A 23,426-nucleotide genomic window follows, 5' to 3' on the forward strand; every position below is an offset into this window, starting at 1 on the left:
CTTCATTCTTTAACTGTTGGCCAATTGCCATGCTTAAACACGTCCCCGACTACCCAGGCGATCCTATCCTCTCTCTCATGGAGATGTTTCAGAGGGATCCCAACAGCGCAAAGACCAACCTCGGCATCGGTCTCTACTACGGCGAGGACGGAAGGATTCCTGTGCTGTCGTGCGTCCAGCGTGCCGTCGCGGAAACCCGCAACGGTATCCGGCCTCATACGTATCTGCCGATGGAAGGCGATCAGGGGTACCGGCACGCGGTCCAGTCGCTGGTGTTCGGTACGGATTCCGAGGCGCTCCGGTCTCGTCGCGTGGCATCTGTCCAGACCATTGGCGGGTCGGGCGCGATCTTCCTTGCAGCGCGTTTCATCCGGACGTTCTTGCCGGGCTCGGATGTCTGGGTGAGCGACCCCACATGGGACAATCATCGGGTGCTGCTTGAATCGGCGGGCCTGAAGGTGCACACCTACCCGTACTTCGATGCCGCTCGCCGTAGCGCGAATTTCGAGGCGATGTCCGCGAGGCTCGAAACGCTTCCGGCCCAGAGCGTCGTGCTGCTGCAACCGTCCTGCCATAACCCCACCGGCTGTGATCTGAACGAGACCGAGATCGACAGCCTGGTCGAACTGCTGAAGCGCAAGAATCTTCTGCCGTTCGTCGACATGGCCTATCAGGGGTTCGGAGACGGCCTTGACGAGGATGCATCGATGATTCGCAAACTCGCCGCTGCCGGCCTGAACGTCATTGTGAGCAATTCGTTCTCGAAGAACTTCTCCCTTTATGGTGAGCGCGTCGGGGGGCTCTCGGTCGTGTGTGGCGACGAGCCGACTGCGACGCGAGTTCTCGGCCAGCTCAAGTCGCTCGTGCGGCAGGCCTATTCGAGCCCGCCGTCATTCGGCGCGGGCCTTGTGACAACGGTTCTCGCAAACCCCGCGCTCGCGGCGACGTGGCGTGAGGAACTGGCGGCGATGCGCGAGCGGATGAAGCACATGCGAGCGGCGCTGCGCACGTCCCTTGAATGCGCGGTACCAGGTCAGGACTTTTCGTATCTGACTCGCCAGCGAGGCATGTTCAGCTACACGGGGCTCTCGGCCGACGAGGTCGATGGTCTTCGCGAGCAGCGCTCGATCTATCTGATTCGCTCGGGCCGGATCTGCGTGGCGGGCCTCAATCAGTCGAATATCGCCCGTGTTGCAGAGGCTTTCGGTGAGGTGATGCAGCGTCGCGGCAGCGGGCTGACCGATCGCGCCGGTGCGTTTGCATAACCACACCCGGTATGTGCCGAACCACCGGACCCACATCGCAGGAGGCCAGCATGCCGAACGTCATCGAAACAGGGCTGCCGCGCATGTCGCAGCCGTTCTCATGGGCCGTCGAGTCGGGGAGCGTCCTGTACACCGCGCATGGCCCGGTGAACGAGGAAGGGCAGATCGCCGGCGCGGACATTGCCGCGCAGGCTCGCCTTACCTTTGCGAATCTGCGTGTCGCCGTCGAGGCGGCCGGCTGCACATTGCGCGATGTCGCGCAGGTTCTGATCTACATGAGCAGGGCATGCGACATGCCGACGATCGATGCGGTCTATCGGACATTTTTCGCCGAGCCCTGGCCTAATCGGAGCAGCGTCGTCGTGAGCGGATTCGTTCATCCCGCGATGATGATTGAGATTGTGGCCTACGTTGGCTTGCCGGCGCATCGCAAGCAGGCGTGAGCCGAACCGGCCGGAATCGGATGACAGGGAGGGTGGGGTGCGACGGGTGCATGAGAACGTGGAGCAGGCTGCGACAACCATCCCGCCTCACCACAGCCGTGGCGACGCGAAGCCCGTGTCCGGCGCAAGACGCGTCCAGACGTCGGAGAGCAGGGCAGGTAGCGCGGTCCCGTCTCTGGCGAAAGGGCTCGCCATGCAGGAGGTCATCGCGTCGTCGGTGCGCCCGCTGTCGCCTGGAAGGCTCGTCGAAGGTCTGAAGATGCCGCGAAGCACCGCGAGGCGTCTGGTGAGAACGCTCGTGCAGGTGGATTTCGTCTGCGAAGATGCGTCAGGCAGGCTCAGGCCGTCGTTTGCCGCAGGGCGTCTCGCGAGCGCATATCTGGCGTCTCTGCCCGTCTGGCACGGTAGCGGTCCGGTACTTGAACGTCTTGCGACAGAAACGCGATGTGCTGCGCAATTGATGATCCGCGACGGGCATCAGGCGGTTGTGATTGCGCAATACCTCCCCGAGGCACTGGACCACCCGCTGCTTGCCTGTCGACCGGGCGCGAGTCTCGTGCAGACAGCGCGCGGGTGTTCGAATCGTCCGACGTCGTTCCCGATGGAGGCCGACATGTCCGTTTCCCTGGGCGTTTTCCGGGTGGCCGACGGGGCGTCCAATGCCGACGCCGCGCAATGCATGGTGCTCGGACGGGGAATCGGGATTCCGGGCTATCCTCCGGACCGGCTCATCGTCGGGGTCGCTGCCTGCCACATCGGTCCCGATAAAATGGGCCGCGTGAGCGGCGCGCTATCGGTTGCCTCCGAAATGCTGTCCGAACTTGCCTCGCGTCATGCGTCGACGTGAATGAACGAGACCGATCGTTGCTTTCGCTGCCTATGTCACCCGCATTGATATGCGTTGAACCCGTCGATGCCGAAGCGTTTTCCCCGTATGGCGTGATGCTTGGCAAGCATCCGCATCAGCGTGCGGACGGCCCCGCTTATTTCGGCCCGTCCACCGACTTTTGGCGCGAACACCTTTTTGACAACGGGACCGAAGGCGACACGGAAATCCTGTGGGTCCGGCAGCGGGACAGGGATCAGTGTCTGCGCGGCCTGGAAGCGTTTCATCTCACGGAACTCGCCGTGGTGCCGTTGACCGGGCCGATCATCCAGGTCGTCGCGAACGCGAGGCTCGACGGGACGCCGGAGCCCAGGTCGATCCGCGCGTTTCTGGTCAGTCCGGGCGAGGGAGTCTGCCTTCATCCGGATACATGGCATGCGACCCGGGTGCTGCAGGAGGAGGTGACCGTCATGATGCTGACAAGGCCATCCTCCACCTACGACCTTGCGGTGCATTTGCGCACGGGTGCGCCGGCCGCGCAGCGCAGTCTGAGCATCTTGGAAGGCTATCGGGTGCAGCTCGCACCGCTGGCGACGGGTGCCGCCGGACACTGCAAACCAGCGCGGCGGACGCGCTCGCGATGAGCGCATCGGCCAGCGCGTTTTGCTGGGTTTCCCGGATCGCGTTAGCGCATATCGACCAGGCTTGAATCGATATAAGCATCGACATTCTGCGATTGCTTATACACCGCGTTGCGCACGTTGAATGCATCCGCATTGCGCGTGGACCCATAGATCGAATCGAGCCCGTCGCCGTGGCGGAACGCCCGCTTCTCGGCGGCGGCATCGAGCAGGTGCGTGCCCTTGAGCAAAGGCAAATACTGCTTCGGCGAAAGACCCACGCGTGCCGACATGATCTTCACCGCGTCGGCCTGCGTTTTGGGATCGTTGATGTATGCGACGCAGCGATACCACACCTTGATCACCTTTTCCCAGTCGGCTTTGCGCGTGGCGAGGCTCATCGGCGAGACGGTGATGGCGTCGTAGATCAGACCCGGCGCGTCTGCCGACGTGAAGATCGCGCGCGAGCCCGGTGAACGTTTCAGCGCTTCGCCGGCGTTCGGCTGCCAGGCCGCGATGGCCGCAACGTCGTTCGACGAACCGAGCACCTGCGGCAACTCGTTGGTCTTCGCGTTGACCAGCGTGATATCCGAATCTTTCATCCCATGCTTTTGCAGCGCGGTTTCGAGCAGCAGATGATCGACGAGGCCCATTTCGACGCCCACCTTCTTGCCTTTCAGGCCTTCCACCGTGCGGATCGGCGGTTTTGCGACGATCATGTCGTTACCCGCCGAATAATCGGTCAGGAGGATCATGACGTTCCTTGCACCCGATGCGCCCGTGACGAGCGCGTCGCCGTTCGTCGCGGCGACGGCATCGAGCTTGCCGGCCGAGAAGGCATCGAGCGAAGCCGAGTAATCGAACCATTCGAAGTCGACGTCCACGCCGGCTTCCTTGAACCAGCCTTTATCGAGTGCAACCTGGAACGCGACCCAGCCGGGCCAGTCGCTGTAGCCGATTTTCAACGGTGGGGCCGCGTGTGCAGCGGGTGAAGCGGCAAAGGCGCTGGCGAGCGCGGCGGCGCCGATCGTACGGCGCAAGGAAGCAGGGCACAGCAGGCGATTGAACAGGGACGCGATACGGGTCATCGTTTTCTCCAGGAGACCGGGTGAAGTGCTTGTCGAACGAATCGCGCACGGCGCGACTCGATGGCATGACCGGCTCCTGCGTAGGCACGACGAACGCCGGTCAAGGAGAGGCACGATGGCCGCCGCCATCGCCGATCTCCCGGGCTTTTGTCCCGCCGTGTAGCGCCATCCCGGCACTGTCTTGCGACCGCGCCGGCTGGCACCGGGCTGCTCTCGGACCAGACGTTCTCGCGAACCGGAACCCTAGCACCCCTAAGATGCGACTGCGCCGCACCTCTCGGCGGCCTGCCGAGCGAGAACTGTGCCAACGCATCTCGCCGCAGACCGGAATGGCCCGCCCACATCGGCTCCGGGCCAATGTGCAGGCCGTTTGCGTCCGGTATCCGGTAACGGGGCCCCCATTCGGCGAACGGATGCCGCGGCACACGCCGCGTCGCCCCGCATTGGTGCGTTCGACGTGCGTCTGGTGCGTCTCGCGCCCAGCTCTTGGGCGCCACGTTGCCCGGCGCCTGCATCGACGTTCGCTCGAACGCTCGCCGGGTGCGGCCCGCACGCTCACGCGATTCGCTGGCACGGTCCTCGCTTCAAGGCACCCCCGAGAGGTGCGAAGCAATTTGCATCATCTTCAGGATCGCTAGGGTTCCGGTCGTGCGGCGCGCCGCGCTGTGCGACGACTGGTCCGAGAGCAATCCGGTCTGGCCGTGCGTCCTCGCCATCGAGGAACCGGCGAGGCTCCACGGAGGGATAAAAGCCCGGGAGGTCGCGATGTCGTTCGGTCGCCCTCTCATGCCTTTTATCAACCGATCCGAGGAGCCTTCATGTCGCCGAATCCCCAAACCGAACCGAACCCGCCGCTCGACCCGCTGCCAGGGCCGTCTCTTCGTCCTCTTGCGCGGGGCGCGTGGGACGTCGTCATTCCGGCGGGCACGCACTGGTCGGGCATCCTGCGTCGCGGCCTGGCGCTTCGCATAGTCGATATCGAAGGCGGAGCGAATGTGTCCGCTGTCTTTCATCGTCAGGAAGACCTGCTCGAACGCTTCAACCTGGCCGATACGCTCAAGGCACAACATACGGCGCATCTGAGCAGCGGGCACGTTCTCTACACGGACATGGGGCGCGTCATTGCGTCGATCACGGGCGACACCCTCGGCTGGCACGATGCGCTGGGCGGCGTGGGCAATGCGCAACTGTTCGCACACAAGTACGGGACGTCGTCGTATCAGGGCAGCCGCAACGGCATGATTCGCAACGGCCGGGACAGTCTCGTGCTGGAGCTCGCGAAGTATGGGCTGTCCGCGCGCGACCTCGCGGCCAACGTCAACTTCTTCAGCAAGGTGGCGCCGGGTGAGGACGGGTCGCTCGATTTCGTGACGGGGCACTCGCAGCCCGGCAGCGCATTCGATCTGCGCTTTGAGATGAATACGCTAGTGGCGTTCTCGACCGCGCCGCACCCGCTCGATCCGAATCCCGCGTATGCGCCGAAGCCCGTGAAGCTGATCGCCTATCGCGCCTACGCGGCCGATGACGCTGCGCCCGACGACGATCCGTGCCGCCGCGCGTGCCCGGAGAACGTCCGCGGCTTCATCAACACCGACCGCCTGTTTGCCTGAAGGAGCACACCATGCCGATCATCGAAAGCACGCTCGACATGCAGGACGTCGTCTACGACGTCACCCTCGGTGCAGGGGAGCCCTGGCTGCACGAGGTGAAGCGCGGGCAGATCCTGCGCATTCTCGATCTCGAGGGCAATCAGGCCGTCGATACGCTGTTTTATCGTACCGACGATCCTGCCGAGCGCTATAGCGCACAAGACACGATTCGCGAGCAGCGCAATCTCTATCTGAGCGCGGGCAGCGTGTTGATGTCGAACTTCGGTCATCCGATGATGACGATCGTCGCGGATACCTGCGGCCGTCACGACACGCTCGGCGGTGCATGCGCGGCGGAGAGCAATACCGTGCGCTATGCGCTCGAAAAGCGCTACATGCACAACTGCCGCGACAGCTTCCTGAATGCGATTGCGAATTGCAGGTGCGGCGCCGGTGCGCGGATGTCGAAGCGCGATATCGTCAGCAATGTCAATTTCTTCATGAACGTACCGGTCACCCCGCTGGGCAGGCTCACGTTCGAAGACGGTATTTCCGCGCCGGGCAAGTACGTGGAGCTGCGCGCGCAGATGGATGTCACCGTGCTGATCTCGAACTGCCCGCAGCTGAACAATCCGTGCAACGGCTATAACCCGACGCCAGTGCGGCTCTCGATCTGGGAGGCGCAATGAGATTGTCGAAAGTACTGGTCGCCAATCGCGGCGAGATCGCGTGCCGCGTCATTCGCACGCTCAAGCGGCTCGGCATTGCCTCGGTCGCGATCTATTCGGAAGCCGATCGCCATGCGCGGCATGTGACGCTGGCAGACGAAGCTGTGTGCGTGGGTGCGGCGCCCGCTGTCGACAGTTACCTGAACGTCGCTGCGATTCTTGCTGCCGCGCGAACCACCGGTGCGCAGGCGGTGCACCCCGGTTATGGCTTCCTGTCGGAGAACCCCGATTTCGCCGAAGCCTGCGAAGCGTCGGGGCTGCGCTTCATCGGCCCGCGCGGCGCGCAAATGCGTGCGTTCGGCCTCAAGCACACGGCGCGCGAGCTGGCGCGCGAGCATGGCGTCGCGCTGCTGCCGGGGACGGACCTGCTGGCCGATGCCGACACGGCACGTGTGCAGGCAGACGCGATCGGCTATCCGGTCATGCTCAAGAGCACGGCGGGCGGTGGCGGCATCGGCATGTCGCTGTGCCGGGACGCGGCGCAGCTCGCGGCGGCCTTCGATCAGGTCGTCCGTCTTGGCAGCGCGAATTTCGCGCATGCCGGCGTCTACCTCGAAAAATTTGTCGAGCACGCGCGGCACATCGAAGTGCAGATATTCGGCGACGGACATGGGGCGGTCATCGCGCTGGGCGAGCGCGACTGCTCGGTGCAGCGCCGCAACCAGAAGGTCATCGAAGAAACGCCCGCGCCCGGCTTGAGCGACGCCGAACGCGAAGCGCTGCACGCGAGCGCGGTGCGGCTTGCGCGCGCGGTCGACTATGCGTCGGCCGGCACGGTCGAATTTGTCTTCGACACGACAACGCGCGCGTTCTATTTCCTCGAAGTGAACACGCGGCTGCAAGTCGAGCATTGCGTGACGGAGGAAGTGACGGGCATCGATCTCGTCGAATGGATGATCCTTCAAGCCGAAGGCGATCTGCCGCCGCTCGACTCGCTTGCGGTGACGCCTTCCGGCGCGAGCCTCCAGGTCCGCCTCTACGCGGAAGATCCGAACAGGCAGTTTCAGCCGAGCGCCGGCGTGTTGACGCATGTGACATTTCCCGATACCGCACGCGTCGAAACATGGGTCGAAGCCGGCACCGAGGTCAGCGCCTATTACGATCCGCTGCTCGCGAAGCTGATCGTGAGCGGCGAGACGCGCGCGCAAGCGCTTGCGGCGCTGCGTGCCGCGCTGGACGATACGCAGCTGTATGGCATCGAGACGAACCTCGACTATTTGCGCGCGGTCGCCGGATGCGACACGTTCGCACGCGGTGCGCAAACGACGGCGCTGCTGTCCCGCTTCGCGTTCGCGCCGCATACGATCGACGTAATCGACGGCGGCGTGCAGACGACGGTTCAGCAATTGCCGGGGCGCATGGGCTACTGGGATATCGGGGTGCCGCCGTCGGGCCCGATGGACGACCGCTCGCTCGCGCTCGCCAATACGCTGCTCGGCAACCCCGTCGATGCCGCAGGGCTCGAATGCACGATGGTTGGCCCTACGTTGCGGTTCAACGTCGCGACGTTGTTCGTGTTGAGCGGCGCAATGCTCAGCGCGACGCTCGACGGGCAAACGATTCCCTACTGGCAGGTGCTGCGCGCCGCGCCGGGCGCGGTGCTGAAGCTGGGCGGCGTGACTGGCCCCGGTGTTCGCGCATACGTCGCCGTGAAGGGCGGGCTCCAGGTGCCGGACTATCTCGGCAGCAAGGCGACGTTTACGCTGGGCCAGTTCGGCGGTCACGCGGGGCGTGCATTGCGCAGAGGCGATGTGCTGCATCTGGGTGCGGATGCGGGCCGGGGCGAAGCCGTTCCGGTGGCAGGCGACATCGGGCATCCGGTGTTGACGCATGCCTGGACGCTAGGCGTGCTCGACGGGCCGCACGGCGCCCCCGACTTCTTTACGCCCGAAGACATCGCGATGCTGTACGGCACGCGCTGGACCGTGCACTACAATTCGAGCCGCACGGGCGTGCGTCTGATCGGGCCCAAGCCCCAATGGGCGCGCACCGATGGCGGCGAAGCGGGCCTGCATCCGTCGAACATTCATGACAACGCCTATGCGATCGGCGCGGTCGATTTCACGGGCGATATGCCCGTCATTCTCGGGCCGGATGGGCCGAGCCTGGGGGGGTTCGTCTGCCCGGTGACGGTGGTAAGGGACGAGTGGTGGAAGCTCGGCCAGCTCCGTCCGGGCGACACCGTGCAGTTTGCACGCGTCGGCGTGTCTCCGGCCATTCCCCGTGGCAACGAACAAAGCGTAGCGGATTCGCCGTCCGCCGCGACCACCACGACCGCCGCCCACGACGACTGCGTGCTGTATCGCGACCCGTCGGCGGGCGGCGGCGTCGGGGTCGTCTATCGACGTTCGGGCGACCGCAATGTCCTCATCGAATACGGACCGCTCGTACTCGATCTGAACCTGCGGCTTCGCGTTCATGCGTTGATGTGCTGGCTGCAGGCGCATCCGTTGCCCGGCATGCTCGATCTCACGCCGGGGATTCGTTCGCTGCAAGTGCAGTTCGACGCGCGCACGCTAGCGCCCGGCGCGCTGCTCGAACATCTTCAGGCGGCCGAGCGTGCGTTGCCCGACGTGACGGACATGCGGGTGCCCAACCGGATCGTGCACTTGCCGCTGTCGTGGGACGATCCGTCGACGCGCGTGGCCATCGAGCGCTACATGCAGTCGGTGCGGCCCGATGCGCCCTGGTGCCCCAGCAATATCGAGTTCATTCGCCGCATCAACGGGCTCGACAGTGTCGAGGAGGTCAAGCGCATCGTCTTCGACGCGCAATACCTGGTGATGGGGCTGGGCGATGTTTATCTGGGCGCGCCGGTCGCCACGCCGCTCGACCCCCGTCACCGTCTCGTCACGACGAAGTACAACCCGGCGCGCACGTGGACGCCCGAGAACGCGGTCGGCATCGGCGGGGCGTACCTGTGCGTCTATGGCATGGAAGGGCCCGGCGGCTATCAGTTTGTCGGCCGCACAGTGCAGATGTGGAACCGCTATCGGACGACGCGGGAGTTCGAGGCAGGCAAACCGTGGCTTTTGCGCTTTTTCGACGTCATTCGTTTCTACGAGGTGGACGAGGACGAATTGCACAGGCTGCGCGCCGATTTCGTTGCGGGTCGTGCGTCGTTGAAGATCGAGGAATCGGTCTTCGATCTGCGCGAGTACAACCGTTTTCTGCGCGACGAAGCGGGATCGATTGCGGCATTCAAGACCGCGCAGCAGGCGGCTTTCGACGCGGAGCGCGAGCGCTGGCGTCAGGCGGGACATGCCGAGTACGTCGGCGAAGCCGGCCAGGGCGACGCCGGTGCGGCGCCGGCGGGGGAGGCGCTCGGTAGCGGGCAGCACAGCATTGCCACCGACGTATCGGGCAGCGTCTGGAAGGTGCTCGTCGAAGCCGGCGAGCGGGTCACGGAGGGCCAGGTCGTGGCGATTCTCGAATCGATGAAGATGGAGGTGTCGGTGGTGGCGACGGAGGACGGCGTGATCGATTCGATCGAATGTTCACCCGGTGCGGCTGTCGTCGCAGGTCAACGTCTGATGGTCGTGAATGCCGGTGCGGCCGAGGAGGTCGCATGAATGCATGTGAACACAACAGCGCGCCGACGTTTCGCTCGATCGCGACACTACGCGCGCAATATCTTGCCGGCCACCTGACGCCGCAGCGGCTCGTCGAAGCGATCGCCGCGCACTTCGACGCAGGCGATCCGCATCACGCCTGGATCCGGCCTTTGACACGCGACGAGATGATGCACTACGCCGACGCGCTTTCCGGCCGCCCCGTCGAGACGCTGCCGCTGTTCGGCGTGCCGTTCGCGATCAAGGACAACATCGACCTGGCCGGCGTGCCGACGACGGCGGGCTGTCCCGACTACGCGTACACGCCGGTGCGCAGTGCGCCCGTAGTCGAACGGTTGATTGCGGCGGGCGCGATTCCGATCGGCAAGACGAACCTCGATCAGTTCGCGACCGGACTGTCGGGGCAGCGCTCGCCCTACGGCGCGTGCCGTAACGCGCTCGATCCGCGCTATGCGTCGGGCGGTTCGAGCTCGGGGTCTGCCGTCGCCGTCGCACTCGGCGTCGCTGCGTTTTCACTCGGCACCGATACCGCCGGGTCCGGGCGCGTGCCGGCCGCGTTTCATGGGCTCGTCGGTTTGAAGCCGACAAAGGGCGTGTTGAGCACGCTCGGCGTGGTACCGGCCTGCCGATCGCTCGATTGCGTGTCGGTCTTCGCGCATTCGCCCGCGGATGCCCGAACGGTGTTCGACGCGGCGCGCGGCGTGACGCCGGGGGATCCGTATGCACGGCAATGGCAGCCGCTGCTGGCCACGGGCGCGAACGCGAGCGCGGCGCATAGCGCCGCGCTCGACGGCGTGCGATTCGGTACGCCCCGCGCCGATCAGCTTGAATTCTTCGGCGACGAGTCGTATCGCGGGGCATACGAGGCTGCGTTGGCGCGCCTGCGCGCGGCCGGTGCAGATGTCGTCGAAATCGATTTGTCCGCGCACCTCGCCGCGGCCCGGCTGCTATACGAAGGTCCATGGGTAGCCGAGCGGTTTGCCGCGCTGCGCGCGTTTTTCGAGCGAAAGCCCGATGCGGTGCATCCGGTGGTGCGCGAAATCGTCGGGGGGGCACGGCGGTTCAGCGCCGCGGATGCGTTCGCCGCGTTCGATCGCCTGGCGTCGCTGCGCGTCGAGGCCGAGCGCGTATGGGAAACCGTCGATACGATCGTGACGCCGACCTCCGCGACGACAGCGACCGTCGATGAACTCGAAGCCGATCCGATCGGTGTCAACACACGCTTCGGGTATTACACGAACTTCGTCAACCTGCTCGATTTGTCGGCGATCGCCGTGCCTGCCGGCCTGTGCCTGGCCGGCAGGCACGCGGGGCGGCCCTTCGGCATCACGTTCGCCGGCCGCGCGCATGACGACGCGAGGCTGCTCGGGCTGGCGCAGGCATGGGTTGCCGAGGGGCGCGAAGAGGACGCTGCGGTCGCGGCCCCGCCGCCGGCAGCCTGTTCGGGCGTTGTCCGCGTGGCCGTGGCGGGCGCTCATCTGAGCGGCGAACCGCTGAATTTCCAGTTGACGCAGCGCGGCGCGCGTCTGGTCGCGGCGACCGCGACAGCGCCTGCCTACCGGCTTTACGCGCTCGATGCCGCGGCAGCGGGCGGCATCGAGAAGCCCGGCCTTGTCCGCGTCGGAGAGCAAGGCAAGGCGATCGACGTCGAAGTATGGGAGATCCCCGTCATGACATACGACAGCTTCGTCGCGGACATCCCCGCGCCGCTCGGCATCGGCACGTTATCGCTCGCCGACGGAAGCCATGTGCAGGGTTTCCTGTGCGAGAGCGCCGCACTCGACGGCGCGCAGGACATCACCCGCTTCGGCGGCTGGCGCGCCTATCGGGCAAGCCGCGCCGCCGGCGGCGCGTGCGCGGAACGATGAACACGGCGGCGCGCGCGACGCGGCCGGACGCGCGCACCGCGCGGGCGGTACGCGGGCGGTACGCGATACCCAATGTGTAGATACGGAGATTTCGATGTCAACGACCCCGAGCATGACCGAATGGTTCGCCGTGCGACGCGCGTTATCGACGCGCGAAAAATGGACGCTCGGCACAGCGTCTTTTCTGCTGCCGCTCGCTCTCTGGTGTTTGATCAGCTATGTGCCGTTCATCTGGCATCCGCAAGTGAGGATCACGAACCCCGGCAGCGTCGATTACTTTCAAACCGGCATGCAGGTCGACAAGGCTGTCTTTGCCGACGAACTGCAGCATGCGCGCGAAGCCCATACGGCTTTGCCGCAGGGCGTGCCCGCGAATCCCGTCTATCTGCCCGCGCCGCATCAGGTGGCGCGCGCGTTCTATACGGCGTTCACGACACCGCCCGCTTCGCGCGAAGGCGTATGGCTGCATCAGAGTCTCTGGCATAGCATCCGCATCATTTTCTGGGGCTTTGCGATCTCGTCGGCAATCGGTGTGCCGCTCGGCATCATCGGGGGGACATTCAGTGCGATTGCACGGTTGCAGGAGCCATTCTTCGAGTTCTTCCGCTATTTGCCGGCGCCGGCGTTCGGCGCGCTCATGGTGGCGATTCTCGGCATCTACGATGCGCCCAAGATTGCGATCATCGTGATCGGCACGGTATTTCAACAGGTGCTGATCGTTGCGAACACGACGCGCAAGCTCGAATATGGCCTGTTCGAAGCAGCGATGACGCTCGGCACGAAGAAGCTGAAACTGGTTGCGCACGTCGTGATTCCGGGCGTGCTGCCCGACCTTTACCGCGATCAGCGCATTCTGCTCGGCTGGGCGTGGACGTATCTGATTGTCGCGGAACTCGTCGGAACCAGTTCGGGCATCACGTGGTACATCGTTCAGCAGGCGCGCTACGAGCACTTCGACAATGTCTACGCGGCGATCCTGATGATCGGCATCATCGGTCTCGGCACCGACATCGTGCTCGCGCTGCTCGCCCGCAAACTCTTTCCCTGGGACCGCACGCTGAAGGCGTGATGGCTTAAGTCCGTGAACTCTCCCGTTATCACCGCAGAGGCGCTCATGCTCAACCCTCGACCCGTTCCCGAATACCTGATCCAGTCCGACGCGGTGCGCGAGCGCTTTACGCGTCTCAAGGCCCGCGAGGTGATTCTCGACGTGCAGCATGTCGGCAAGCATTATCGTTCGGCGCAGGGCGAAGTCGTGGCGCTGAACGACATCAGCTTCCGCACGCATCGACGCGAATTCGTCTGCGTGATCGGCCCTTCCGGCTGCGGCAAGTCCACGCTCATTCGCATTCTCGCCGGGCTCGAATCGCAGACGAGCGGCGACGTTCTGCTCGACGGGAAGCCGGTGCGCGGACCGGGTGCGGACCGGGGCATGGTATTTCAGGGCTATACGCTGTTTCCGTGGCTGACGGTGAAGAAAAACGTCATGTTCGGTCTCAGGATGAACGGCAGCAGCACGGGCGAAGCCGAGCGCGAGGCCCTTCAATGGCTCGATCTTGTGGGACTGACGCCATTCGCCAATGTCTATCCCCATCAGTTGTCGGGTGGCATGAAGCAGCGCGTGGCGATTGCGCGTGCGCTCGCGAACCGGCCGCGCATTCTGCTGATGGACGAACCGTTCGGCGCGCTCGATGCACAGACGCGCGCGAAGATGCAGGCGCACCTCATCGACATCTGGCGCAATATCGACGTGACGATCCTGTTCATCACGCACGATCTCGATGAAGCGATTTTGCTGGCGGACCGCATTCTCGTACTGAAGGCCAATCCCGGCGAATTGCAGGAACTGATCGAAGTGCCGGTGCCGCGTCCGCGCCACGCAGCGCAGTTGACGACGCGCGAGTTCATGGCGACAAAGGCGCGGCTCGAGGCGCTCATTCATCCGAAGACGGTCGGGGAAGAGAGCGACGACGACGTGGTGCGCCCGCACATGATCCGGATGACCGACGTGACCGATGACGTGGAATAAGGCCGGCTGACGACGTGCACGATTACGGACGACGCCCGCTTCGGCCCGGCGTCCTTTGGCGATCGCAGTCGTCCCGATCAGTTCGTGCATGACGTCACGCGTGGACTCGACGAATACAGCCTCGCGACATGTTTTCGTACGGCATTGATCGGGCATCGCGCGGCGGTATATCGGAACGAAGCAATGCGGACCCTCGACGGCCAGGCGGTTCGGCTTGCCATTCGAGCTTTTTCTCTCGCAGTGCGGAAAGCGCGCGCGTGTTTGACGGATGAACGGGAGGCCGGTTGCCAGCGGCAAATACAGGGCGACGACACGTTCGACATCGGGATCCCGCGCGATCGTGCGGGCACCGTCGACCGGGTACGGATGGGATCGAGGATTCGGCGTGCCTCATCGGCGCGACGACTGACGCTGTGACCGCTGGGGATGCGGGCATGACGGTCGGGTCTCCCTCTCTTCGCTGGAAGCCATTCTCTGAAATTTCTGCGGGTCCGATCAGCGGCGAGGGGATGATGAATTGCTTCGCATTCCGAACAGAAATGGCGTGATGAAAGCGAATGGACGGCGGACAGTCGACCGCCGGCAGCGGCGCGGGCGCTGGGCTGGGAAAAATAGTTTGCAGAGGTATTGACGTTTTGCTCGCAACACCCTATAATCTTTTTCTCTGACGCGGGGTGGAGCAGTCTGGCAGCTCGTCGGGCTCATAACCCGAAGGTCGTAGGTTCAAATCCTACCCCCGCAACCAGACAAATCAAAGGGTTACAGCGCATGCGCGCGTAACCCTTTTTTGTTTTTCGGCGCTGCGGGTCGTTTCTATCGTTTGGCTATCGTCTGCGCATCGACTGATTGCGCGTCGACCAGGCGACATCACGGCCACAACGTCCTCGAATTGCACGTAGCGATTGGGCGATACGCCCGCGCGGATGCGCTTTCACAACGACCCGCGCCGACCCGCGCCAACCCGCGCGGAATGGACACACTCATTTACGATTCTGTCCGTTCGCGATCCCAGCTAGAACCCCTACGGAGAAAGGCGCGCCGCGAATTCGGGCGGCCCGGGTGTGGATAGCCGCCACGCTGTCACCGGAACGTAATGGGCAAAAAATATCGTCTCCCCAGCGACGGCACAAGGCCGTTGCCGGGTGCGCGGACCCGCATTCCACCGTGGTCGCGAGGGAGATCTGCCATGCAAGTGCCGGTATATCGGCATGTCGTACACGTTAGCCTGTTTGCTGCCGCTGCGCTGGTCGCCGCGTGCAGTGGCTCGGACAACCCGGGGCCGTCGGCATTGAGCAACGCGCAACCGGTTCAGAAGGCCGCATGCGGTGGCGCGGCACTTGCCGGCGTCAGAATGCGTTGCCCGCCCGCTTTTGCGTCGCCGGCTTCGTGATATGTCAATCAATTCGTATTCCAAACTAAAAAGAGATAAAGAAGAGAAAGCCATGATTTCCCCTTCCCGACGTGGATTTCTGAAGCTGTCTGCCGGGCTGGCCGGTGCGACGGCCGCCCATGCGTTCTTTCCGGAATCGATCCGCCGGGCATTCGCGATCGAGCCGCATTCCGTCACGGGCACGATTCAGGATGTCGAGCATGTCGTCGTGTTCATGCAGGAAAACCGCTCGTTCGACCATTATTTCGGGCATCTGTCCGGCGTGCGCGGCTACAACGACCGTTTTCCGGTGACCTTGCCGGGTGGCAAGCCGGTGTGGTTCCAGCCGTCGAAGGAGGATCCGGCAAAGCCGGTGCTGCCGTTTCATCTGGACACGCAGACTACGAGCGCGCAATGCGTCGGCGATCTGGATCACACGTGGTACAAGACGCACGGTGCGATCGACGGCGGACGCTACGACCAATGGCCGGCGAACAAGACGGATATGACGATGGGTTACCACCTGCGCCAGGACATTCCGTTTCACTATGCGCTTGCCGACGCATTCACCGTGTGCGATGCGTATTTCTGCTCGCTGCCCGGGCCGACGCACCCGAACCGCTGTTATCTGATGACAGGCATGGTCGACCCGAGCGGAACGATGGGCGGCCCGCTGCTGGACAACAACGATTACGTCGACGGCGACGGGCCGCCCGCGTATCAGTTGCTGTCCTGGACTACTTATCCGGAGCGGCTCCAGGCCGCCGGCGTGAGCTGGCAGATCTATCAGCAGGGCACGGACGGCACGGATCCGCTAAACGGCAACTACGGCACGAACGTCCTGCAGAATTTCGCGAATTTCATCGATGCGCAACCCGGATCACCGCTTTATCAGCGCGCGCAGACCGTACGCACGATCTCGGATCTCAAGGCCGACGTGCAGGCGAACCGTCTGCCGCAGGTGTCGTGGCTGTGCCCGCCCGCGGCGTATTCGGAGCATCCGCAGTACACGCCGGCATACGGCGCCGAATACACGTCGCAGGTGCTCGATGCGTTGACATCGAATCCGGACGTCTGGAGCCGGACCGTGCTCTTCATCATGTACGACGAAAACGACGGCTTCTTCGATCACATCGTTCCGCCGCAGCCGCCGACCCTGCCGTCGCAGGGCAAATCGACGGTGAGCGTGGCAGGCGAGATTCACGACGTCGTGAATCCGGGGCGCGGCGGCACGTACACCGCAGACGGGCTTCCATACGGCCTGGGCCCGCGCGTCCCGATGACGGTCGTGTCGCCGTGGACACGCGGCGGCTATGTGTGTTCGCAGGTGTTCGATCACACGTCGGTGATCCGCTTTATCGAAGCGCGGTTTGGCGTCGCCGAGCCGAACATCACCGCGTGGCGTCGGGCCGTGTGCGGCGATCTGACCTCGGCATTCGATTTTCGCGCGGCCGATCCGTCAATGCCGTCGTTGCCCGACACGAGCGGCTACATGAGCATCGCCGACAACCAGTGCGCGACGCAGCCTGCGCCGGTCGTGCCGGCGACCCCGGGCCCGGTCGCTGCGCAGGAAGCGGGAACCCGGCCGGCGCGACCGTTGCCGTATGAACTGCATGTGAATGGCCGATGGATCGACGGCGCGTATGCGCTCACGTTTGCGAACACGGGTCAGCAAGGCGCGCATTTCTGGGTCTATACGGCCGGTGCGGACGCAATGCCGCGACGCTATACGGTTGAAGCGGGCAAGCAGTTGACGGACACGTGGGCACCGGATGCAAACGGGCAGTACCAGGTGTCGGTGTACGGGCCCAATGGATTCTTCCGCCGCTTTGCGGGCTCGGCCGCAGCCGACGCGACTGCGTTGCCCGAGCTCGTGACCTGTTACGACGTCGCCAATGGCAACGTGCATCTCACGTTGTCGAACCACGGTAATGCGGCACTGACGTTCACGGTGTCGGATGGCGCGTATGGCCAGCCTCCGCGCACGGTGACGGTGGGCGCGGGCAAGACGGTCGAGGATGACTGGGATCTGTCCTGCAGCAGCGGCTGGTATGACCTGCAGATCACCGTCGCGGACGAGCCGGCATGGTGGCGTCGCATCGCGGGCCACGTGGAAACCGGCAGCCCCAGTGTGACGGACCCAGCCGCGATCACGCCGGCCATGCAGGCGGTGTAGGCGGAACGGCGGCCCGCATGGCCGCCCGCTCAGTCGACGCCGATGATCACGCTGGACGCCTTGAAGATCGCGGTCGCCGCGCTGCCGGTGGCGAGGCCGAGCCGGTCCGCGCTTTCGTTCGTGATGATCGCGGCGAGCTGCGCGCCGCCGTCAGCCGCGACGATGACCTCGCTGTTGACCGCGCCGCGCGTGAGCGCGCTCACCTTGCCGGCGATACGGTTGCGCGCCGAGGTCCTGCTGCCGGCGTCATCGACCATCACGATGACCGACGAGGCTTTCACCAGCGCAAACGCGGGTGTGCCGGCCGCGAGGCCCAGCGACGATGCGCTGCCGTGCGTGATGATCGCGACAATGTCGAGCCCGTCCGCCGTGCGCAGCGTGACTTCGTCGTTGACCGCGCCGGTTTTCACTTCCGTGATTTGTCCGGCGAAATGGTTGCGGGCACTGGTTCGCATGGCGTGTCTCCTGGAAGGCGCCGCCGCGCGGGCCGGCACGGGCGGGCGTCGATGACGGAACACTAGTGGAGTTCGGGATCGCGCGCAAGCCGCGGACGATGGCATGCGTGCATGTGTGCGTGCGCCGCGCCCGCCGGCGTGCACGCTCTGGCCGTCACAGGGATGCCGCGCATCCCGCGCTACGATGTCCGGCGCAGGGCGGGCATGTACTCTGCGGCGCAGCCGGGATACCATTCGCGCAACGATGGCGGCGAAAGCGCCCAGGCGTGGCCGGGCACCGTGGTGGGGCTTGACACTTTCGCGCGCCGAGGAGACGTTTCGATGGACACCTATATCCTGCTGGCCGTCGGTTTCGGGCTCGCGCTCGCGATTGCGGTCTGGGGCATCTGGAAGCTGCGCTAGCGTGCGTGCGCCGGCCGTGCCCGCGGAAATTATTTCAATTCACTTACATTACTTATGTCCTCATCCGTCAGCAGTCAGTCCACGCACGCAGTCAATACCGCGCCGAGCCTCGTGCTCGGCGCGATTGGCGTGGTGTTCGGCGATATCGGCACGAGCCCTCTCTACACGCTGCGCGAATGCCTGAAAGCGGCCGGCGGCATCAGCGCGCCGAACGTGTTCGGCATCGTCTCGCTGATCCTGTGGTCGATCGTGATCGTCGTCACGCTGAAGTACGTGAGCTTCGTGATGCGCGCGGACAACGACGGCGAAGGCGGCATTCTCGCGCTCACCGCGCTCGCGTCGCGCGTCGCGCCGGCGAAGCTGAGCCCGCTGCTGCTCACGCTCGGCGTATTCGGCGCGGCGATGTTCTACGGCGACTCGATGATCACGCCGGCCATTTCCGTGATCTCCGCGGTCGAAGGCGTGACGCTCGTCGACGCGAAGCTCGCCGCATGGATCGTGCCGATCTCGCTGGTGATCCTGACCGGCCTGTTCAAGCTGCAAAAGCGCGGCACCGGGACGGTCGGCCGGTTGTTCGGACCGGTGATGGCGCTGTGGTTCGTCACGCTGGCGGCGCTCGGCCTGCTGCACATCGCGCAGGGGCCCGCGATCATCGGCGCGGTGTCGCCGCTGTACGCGCTGCGCTTCGTCACGCATGCGCCGCTGACGGCGTTCGTCGTGCTGGGTTCGGTGTTTCTCGCGCTGACCGGCGGCGAGGCGCTCTATGCGGACATGGGCCATTTCGGCAAGCGTCCGATCCGCTTCGCGTGGCTCTTCCTCGTGCTGCCGAGCCTGCTGCTCAATTACTTCGGCCAGGCGGCGCTGGTGCTCGCGAAGCCGTCGGCGATCGGGCAGCCGTTCTTCGAATCCGCGCCCGACTGGGCGCTCGTGCCGCTCGTGGTGCTCGCGACCGCGGCGACGATCATCGCGTCGCAGGCGGTGATTTCCGGCGCGTTCTCGATGACCAAGCAGGCGGTGCAGCTCGGCTTCCTGCCGCGCATCCCGGTCGTGCACACGTCGACGCAGGAGATGGGGCAGGTCTACGTGCCGTTCATCAACGTGTCGCTGTATGCGGCCGTCGTGTTCCTCGTGGTGTTCTTCAAGTCGTCCGATAATCTCGCGGCGGCGTACGGCATCGCGGTGGCCTCGACGATGCTGCTCACGACGCTGCTGATGTTCTTCATCACGCGCTCGCTGTGGAACTGGTCGCCGCTCGCGACGCTCGTGGTGATCGGACCGCTCGCGTTCGTCGATCTGGTGTTCGTGACCAGCAATATCGGCAAGGTAGCCGACGGCGGCTGGTTCCCCCTCGCCGCCGGCGCACTGCTGTTCACCGTGATGACGACCTGGCACCGGGGCCGCGAGATGATCGTCGAGCGGATGCGGGCGGACAACATTCCGCTCGCCGGGCTGATCCAGTCGCTGTGCGGCGGCTCGCATGCGCCGCCGCGCGTGGACGGCACCGCGGTATTTCCGGGCGGCGTGGCCGGCATGACGCCGTCCGCGTTCATGCACAACCTGAAGCACAACCGCGTGATGCACCGCGTAAACCTGTTTCTGGCCGGCACGACCGAGAACGTCCCGCACGTGGCCGACGAGCAGAAGGTCGACGTGCAGGATCTCGGCTACGGCTGCTACTCGGTGGTGGTGCGGCATGGCTTCATGGAGATTCCGAACGTGCCGTCGATCCTGCAGCTGATCGCGCAGCGGGTGCCGGACTGGCAGTACGAACCGGCCGACACGTCGTTCTTCCTCGCGCGCGACACGGTGCTCGCGACCGGGGCGAGCAAGGACATGGCGCTGTGGCGCGAGAAGCTGTTCGCGTTCCTCGGCCGCAACGCGGCGCAGGCCGCCGAGTACTACAGTCTGCCCGCCAACCGCGTCGTCGAACTGGGCGGGCAGATCAACCTGTAGCCGCGCGCGGCCGCGCACGGCTAGAACGCGACGGTGGTCCGCAGCCCGACGACGGCCTCGTTGCCGATGCGCTGCGCCGGAGCGTCCGGGTCCGGAATGCCGCCCGCGGGCCGGAACACGTACTGGAAATCGGCCTGCCATTGCCACCAGGGCGTGAGCTGGTACTGGTAGGTCGCCTCGATCAGCGTTTCGGCGCTGCGCGACGGATAGCCCGGTGTCGTGAGCGCGCTCGCGCTCGCCAGGTCCTGCGCGTGCGAGCCGATTCGCGCATAGCCGAGCGCGAGCCCGGCGACGTCGTTATCGCGCCCCTTGAACGGCGCTTTCAGCGTGATGCCCGCGTTCAGCGCGAAATCCACGAGGTTGCGGTCGCCCGGCGCGCCCATTACGCGCGCGAAGACGCCGAGCGCCTGCGGGCTGTCCACGCCGGGGCGCCACACCATCTGATCGGCGACCGCATAGATCCCCTCGTTGCCGCGGTAGCTGCGCGCGATGCCGCTGCCCGACGGATCCGCGAGCGACGCGCCCGCCGTGTCATAACCGGGATCGGCGAAGCGCTGCGAGTCGTACCAGAGGCCCAGGCGGTAAGTGCCGGGCAAGCCGGCCGGTTTCGGCGCGGCCGGGTCGGCCGGCACGGGGTTGAGCGCGTACTGCACCTCGCCGATGAAGAGCGCGCCGTGTTGCCGGGCGAAGTTCGTACCGTGCGCGTCGAGCTGCTGCGGATCGGCGCTGCCGTTGCTGGCCGGATTGCCGAACACGCCGGCGAGCACGGTCCATGCGCCGGACGGCGTCACGCGCAGCCGCACGCCGGGCGAGGCGAGCGGATAGGCGGGACCGCCCGCCGGCAGATCGACCGACGGCAGCACGTTCCAGCCAAACGTCGCGTTCATGAAGAGGCTCGCGTCGTCGCTCACCATGAACTCCTGGTCGACGCTTTGCTGGCCGATCTTCAGATCCGCGTCGCCGCCGGCGAACGTCTGCTGGTACCACAGTTCCCACAGACGCGTGGTGTCGTCGGCCTCGATGCCGCTTGCGCTTTGCAGCGTCTGCAGATTGCGTGCGCTGAGGCTCGTGCCGTGGATCTGCAGGCCCGATACGTTGAACGTGCCGCCAGGCAGCCCGAACGCTTTTTGCGTATCGATGCCGAGGCCGAACTGCGTGACGCCGTCGTACGCGCCGCCGCGTCTCACGCCGCCTGTCAGGTTGCCCAGTGTCTCGCTGGTTTCCTGCAGGCCGATCGTCACGCCCCGGTTGTCGAGCCACGGGCGCACGCCGCCCATGTCGCCGAACAGGCTGGCGCGGCTCCAGAAGCCGGTTGGAGCGGGGGCTGCGGCCGCGGGCGCAGGCTCGGCCACGGGCGCAGACGCAGGTGCAGACGCAGGTGCAGACGCAGACGCAGGTGCAGACGCAGGTGCAGGCGCAGGCGCAGGTGCAGGTGCAGGCGCAGGCGCAGGTGCAGGCGCAGGCGCAGGTGCAGGCGCAGGCGCAGGTGCAGGCGCAGGTGCAGGTGCAGGTGCAGGCGCAGGTGCGAGCGCCAGGGGGCGCGCATCGTCGGACGAGGCTTGCGCGAGTGCGGGGGCGGCTGCGCCGATCGACAGCAGCAGGCCGAGACCGGCGGGTCCGGCGGCGCAGCGGCAGGCGAGGGTGAAGTTGTTTTTCATCGCGAGCAGAGGCAGAAGGGAAATGGGCAAACGAGATCGAAAGGCCCCGAACAGGGCGACGCCGGGTCGATCGGGCATGCCGCGTCCCCGTCGAGCCCGAACGGATCGGGCAACGTGAGAGGACGCGACGGCACCTCGCCGTCAAACGGACGGCGCACAGGCGTACGACGGAGCGTGCGGCTGACGGCGCGGCATCAAGCCGGCCGGAAAAGAAGCGCGCTAACCCAATACAGGCGAGTCAGCGGCAGAGGCGGGACCTCGGGGCGGCTAACTCGCGATCGTCAGGCCGGCGCAGGCCGGCATCGGACTTCCACTACCCGAGCATGTGTCCACGTGGGACTCCCTGAATGAGACGGGCGGATTGTAGGGGCCGCCTGCACCGTCCGGCAAGTAAAAAGTGCATCAAAAAAAGCGCCGCGTGCCGCGCGGAAATCGGGGGCAGGGTGACGCGGCCCGAGAGACCCGTGCCGCGTCGATTAGCCTGGCTCTGCTTAGCGAAGCCGGTTGACTTTTTGTTCTCAAAATGTCTAGAATTCGCCGGTCGTCACAAAAGGGGCTGATGCCTTGGACAGTAGCAGTAGTCGATCTTCGATCTGTTTCGCCGCCTGAGCGGCAGGACCCCCGCGCCATATTCTTTCGCCGCCGTCCTGCCTGCCGGGCAGACGGTGCGCGCCGCAGTATCTTTCCCCGTGCACCTCGAATCGTGTCATGTGAGCGCCTCGCCGCGGCGTGTGCTCGCATGGCGTTTTGTCGCGAGCGTCGACTCGCGGCTGCGTGCGCGCGCATCCCGCCTCGGCGGCGTGCGCGCGTGAATGGATTCGCGCGTGCTCCGGCCCGCGCAGCAGACGGGCGTGCTCAACGCCGACAAGGAGCGCTCCATGCCGGACCCTGACAGTTATCCCTTATGCCGCTATACCGTGCACCGCTGCACGTCCCCTTTCACTGACGCAAGCGAGTAGAGCCCCGCTGTCGCATCGCCGATCCCACGGCACTCCGGGTCTTGCTGGCTTCCGTCGAACCGCGTTAAGCCCAACGCTCGGAGAACCCTCATGAACTTCGGCCTGCTCCTGTCGCACCTGCCGCACGTCGAGGACGCCCGCGTCCACTACGACACGATGCTGTCGCTGCGTACCCGCCCGCCCCGCGCACGGGGTGCGCTCTGGCGCTATCTCAAGTCGCTTTTTGCGTAGTGTCCGCGTGCGTCCGCACACGAGGCGTGCCGGCCACGACCGGCCGCCCCGCGTGCGGGCCGCGCGGGCGTGTTCATTCACTACCTGCCTGTTTTCGCTCATGTCTGTTTTCTGTTTTGTCCCGCATGCCCGCGCGCCGTTGGCCGGCCCGCGCGTGCCGGCCGTGGGCCGTGTCTCGATGACCGCCGCTGGGGG

At 65.4% G+C, this 23,426-nt stretch carries 17 protein-coding genes, 1 tRNA gene and 2 riboswitches; of the genes, 15 read left to right on the forward strand and 3 right to left on the reverse strand.

Translation table 11 applies throughout. The features are described 5' to 3' along the window. Positions 1–29 precede the first annotated feature (29 nt). The 4 genes from AC3AP7_RS05200 (at position 30) to AC3AP7_RS05215 (ending at position 3,178) form a co-directional block, all read left to right on the forward strand. Positions 30–1,265, forward strand: a complete 1,236-nt coding sequence (locus AC3AP7_RS05200) for an amino acid aminotransferase (RefSeq protein WP_475764721.1) — start codon at positions 30–32, stop codon at positions 1,263–1,265. A gap of 50 nt (positions 1,266–1,315) precedes the next feature. Continuing rightward, positions 1,316–1,708, forward strand: a complete 393-nt coding sequence (locus AC3AP7_RS05205; RefSeq protein ID WP_475764720.1) for a RidA family protein — start codon at positions 1,316–1,318, stop codon at positions 1,706–1,708. Between the two features lie 115 nt (positions 1,709–1,823). Further along, a complete protein-coding gene (locus tag AC3AP7_RS05210) occupies positions 1,824–2,555 on the forward strand; it encodes a helix-turn-helix domain-containing protein (protein WP_487362695.1) in 732 nt (243 codons plus the stop codon). Positions 2,556–2,572: 17 nt separating this feature from the next. Next, on the forward strand, positions 2,573–3,178 hold the full coding sequence (locus AC3AP7_RS05215; RefSeq protein WP_475764718.1) for an ureidoglycolate lyase: 606 nt from the start codon (positions 2,573–2,575) through the stop codon (positions 3,176–3,178). A gap of 41 nt (positions 3,179–3,219) precedes the next feature. Here the strand turns inward: AC3AP7_RS05215 and AC3AP7_RS05220 are convergent, their stop codons facing one another. Beyond that, a complete protein-coding gene (locus AC3AP7_RS05220; RefSeq protein ID WP_475764717.1) occupies positions 3,220–4,242 on the reverse strand; it encodes an ABC transporter substrate-binding protein in 1,023 nt (340 codons plus the stop codon). Positions 4,243–4,376: 134 nt separating this feature from the next. Beyond that, positions 4,377–4,500: riboswitch (guanidine-I (ykkC/yxkD leader) on the reverse strand. 365 nt (positions 4,501–4,865) lie between these two features. Beyond that, positions 4,866–5,003: riboswitch (guanidine-I (ykkC/yxkD leader) on the forward strand. 57 nt (positions 5,004–5,060) lie between these two features. Here AC3AP7_RS05220 and AC3AP7_RS05225 point away from each other — a divergent pair. The 8 genes from AC3AP7_RS05225 to AC3AP7_RS05260 all read left to right on the forward strand — a co-directional run bounded on the left by AC3AP7_RS05225 (position 5,061) and on the right by AC3AP7_RS05260 (position 17,573). After that, positions 5,061–5,852, forward strand: a complete 792-nt coding sequence (locus tag AC3AP7_RS05225) for an urea amidolyase associated protein UAAP1 (RefSeq protein WP_475764716.1) — start codon at positions 5,061–5,063, stop codon at positions 5,850–5,852. An 11-nt stretch (positions 5,853–5,863) separates the two neighbouring features. Continuing rightward, positions 5,864–6,520: an urea amidolyase associated protein UAAP2 gene (locus tag AC3AP7_RS05230; RefSeq protein WP_475764715.1), complete on the forward strand. Its 657-nt coding sequence runs from the start codon at positions 5,864–5,866 to the stop codon at positions 6,518–6,520. Continuing rightward, entirely contained in the window at positions 6,517–10,131 is a 3,615-nt protein-coding gene (uca, locus tag AC3AP7_RS05235; RefSeq protein ID WP_475764714.1) for an urea carboxylase, read from the forward strand. The genes AC3AP7_RS05230 and uca overlap by 4 nt, the downstream gene beginning before the upstream one ends. Further along, positions 10,128–11,999, forward strand: coding sequence for an allophanate hydrolase (gene atzF, locus AC3AP7_RS05240; RefSeq protein ID WP_475764713.1), 1,872 nt, complete (start codon positions 10,128–10,130; stop codon positions 11,997–11,999). Before uca ends, atzF begins: the two co-directional genes overlap by 4 nt. Before the next feature lie 94 nt (positions 12,000–12,093). Then, the gene (locus AC3AP7_RS05245) at positions 12,094–13,068 is read left to right on the forward strand and encodes an ABC transporter permease (protein ID WP_475764712.1); all 975 of its coding nucleotides are present in this window, start codon (positions 12,094–12,096) and stop codon (positions 13,066–13,068) included. Positions 13,069–13,113: 45 nt separating this feature from the next. Further along, a complete protein-coding gene (locus AC3AP7_RS05250; RefSeq protein WP_475764711.1) occupies positions 13,114–14,028 on the forward strand; it encodes an ABC transporter ATP-binding protein in 915 nt (304 codons plus the stop codon). A gap of 668 nt (positions 14,029–14,696) precedes the next feature. Then, positions 14,697–14,773, forward strand: a tRNA-Met gene (locus tag AC3AP7_RS05255). Positions 14,774–15,470: 697 nt separating this feature from the next. After that, the gene (locus AC3AP7_RS05260; protein WP_475764710.1) at positions 15,471–17,573 is read left to right on the forward strand and encodes a phosphocholine-specific phospholipase C; all 2,103 of its coding nucleotides are present in this window, start codon (positions 15,471–15,473) and stop codon (positions 17,571–17,573) included. A gap of 29 nt (positions 17,574–17,602) precedes the next feature. Here the strand turns inward: AC3AP7_RS05260 and AC3AP7_RS05265 are convergent, their stop codons facing one another. Next, positions 17,603–18,028, reverse strand: a complete 426-nt coding sequence (locus AC3AP7_RS05265; protein WP_475764709.1) for a TOBE domain-containing protein — start codon at positions 18,026–18,028, stop codon at positions 17,603–17,605. A 162-nt stretch (positions 18,029–18,190) separates the two neighbouring features. Here AC3AP7_RS05265 and AC3AP7_RS05270 point away from each other — a divergent pair, with 162 nt between their 5' ends. Together AC3AP7_RS05270 and AC3AP7_RS05275 are read left to right on the forward strand one after the other, a co-directional pair. Beyond that, the gene (locus AC3AP7_RS05270) at positions 18,191–18,430 is read left to right on the forward strand and encodes a hypothetical protein (protein ID WP_475764708.1); all 240 of its coding nucleotides are present in this window, start codon (positions 18,191–18,193) and stop codon (positions 18,428–18,430) included. A gap of 54 nt (positions 18,431–18,484) precedes the next feature. Continuing rightward, entirely contained in the window at positions 18,485–20,383 is a 1,899-nt protein-coding gene (locus AC3AP7_RS05275; RefSeq protein ID WP_475764707.1) for a potassium transporter Kup, read from the forward strand. Positions 20,384–20,403: 20 nt separating this feature from the next. Here AC3AP7_RS05275 and AC3AP7_RS05280 read toward each other — a convergent pair whose 3' ends face one another. Continuing rightward, positions 20,404–22,041, reverse strand: coding sequence for a carbohydrate porin (locus AC3AP7_RS05280; protein WP_475768069.1), 1,638 nt, complete (start codon positions 22,039–22,041; stop codon positions 20,404–20,406). 1,049 nt (positions 22,042–23,090) lie between these two features. Here AC3AP7_RS05280 and AC3AP7_RS05285 point away from each other — a divergent pair. Further along, positions 23,091–23,231 carry a hypothetical protein gene (locus AC3AP7_RS05285; protein ID WP_475764706.1) on the forward strand — a complete coding sequence of 47 codons (141 nt, stop codon included), beginning with the start codon at positions 23,091–23,093 and terminating at the stop codon, positions 23,229–23,231. The last annotated feature ends 195 nt before the right edge of the window (positions 23,232–23,426 follow it).

Source organism: Paraburkholderia sp. PAMB 6770 (assembly GCF_057748135.1).

Coding starts and splice junctions, on each gene's coding strand:
- AC3AP7_RS05200 (WP_475764721.1), top strand. CDS start 30: ATGCTTAAACACGTCCCCGACTACCCAGGCGATCCTATCCTCTCTCTC.
- AC3AP7_RS05205 (WP_475764720.1), top strand. CDS start 1,316: ATGCCGAACGTCATCGAAACAGGGCTGCCGCGCATGTCGCAGCCGTTC.
- AC3AP7_RS05220 (WP_475764717.1), bottom strand. CDS start 4,242: ATGACCCGTATCGCGTCCCTGTTCAATCGCCTGCTGTGCCCTGCTTCC.
- AC3AP7_RS05225 (WP_475764716.1), top strand. CDS start 5,061: ATGTCGCCGAATCCCCAAACCGAACCGAACCCGCCGCTCGACCCGCTG.
- AC3AP7_RS05230 (WP_475764715.1), top strand. CDS start 5,864: ATGCCGATCATCGAAAGCACGCTCGACATGCAGGACGTCGTCTACGAC.
- uca (WP_475764714.1), top strand. CDS start 6,517: ATGAGATTGTCGAAAGTACTGGTCGCCAATCGCGGCGAGATCGCGTGC.
- atzF (WP_475764713.1), top strand. CDS start 10,128: ATGAATGCATGTGAACACAACAGCGCGCCGACGTTTCGCTCGATCGCG.
- AC3AP7_RS05245 (WP_475764712.1), top strand. CDS start 12,094: ATGTCAACGACCCCGAGCATGACCGAATGGTTCGCCGTGCGACGCGCG.
- AC3AP7_RS05250 (WP_475764711.1), top strand. CDS start 13,114: ATGCTCAACCCTCGACCCGTTCCCGAATACCTGATCCAGTCCGACGCG.
- AC3AP7_RS05260 (WP_475764710.1), top strand. CDS start 15,471: ATGATTTCCCCTTCCCGACGTGGATTTCTGAAGCTGTCTGCCGGGCTG.
- AC3AP7_RS05265 (WP_475764709.1), bottom strand. CDS start 18,028: ATGCGAACCAGTGCCCGCAACCATTTCGCCGGACAAATCACGGAAGTG.
- AC3AP7_RS05270 (WP_475764708.1), top strand. CDS start 18,191: ATGCCGCGCATCCCGCGCTACGATGTCCGGCGCAGGGCGGGCATGTAC.
- AC3AP7_RS05275 (WP_475764707.1), top strand. CDS start 18,485: ATGTCCTCATCCGTCAGCAGTCAGTCCACGCACGCAGTCAATACCGCG.
- AC3AP7_RS05280 (WP_475768069.1), bottom strand. CDS start 22,041: ATGAAAAACAACTTCACCCTCGCCTGCCGCTGCGCCGCCGGACCCGCC.
- AC3AP7_RS05285 (WP_475764706.1), top strand. CDS start 23,091: ATGAACTTCGGCCTGCTCCTGTCGCACCTGCCGCACGTCGAGGACGCC.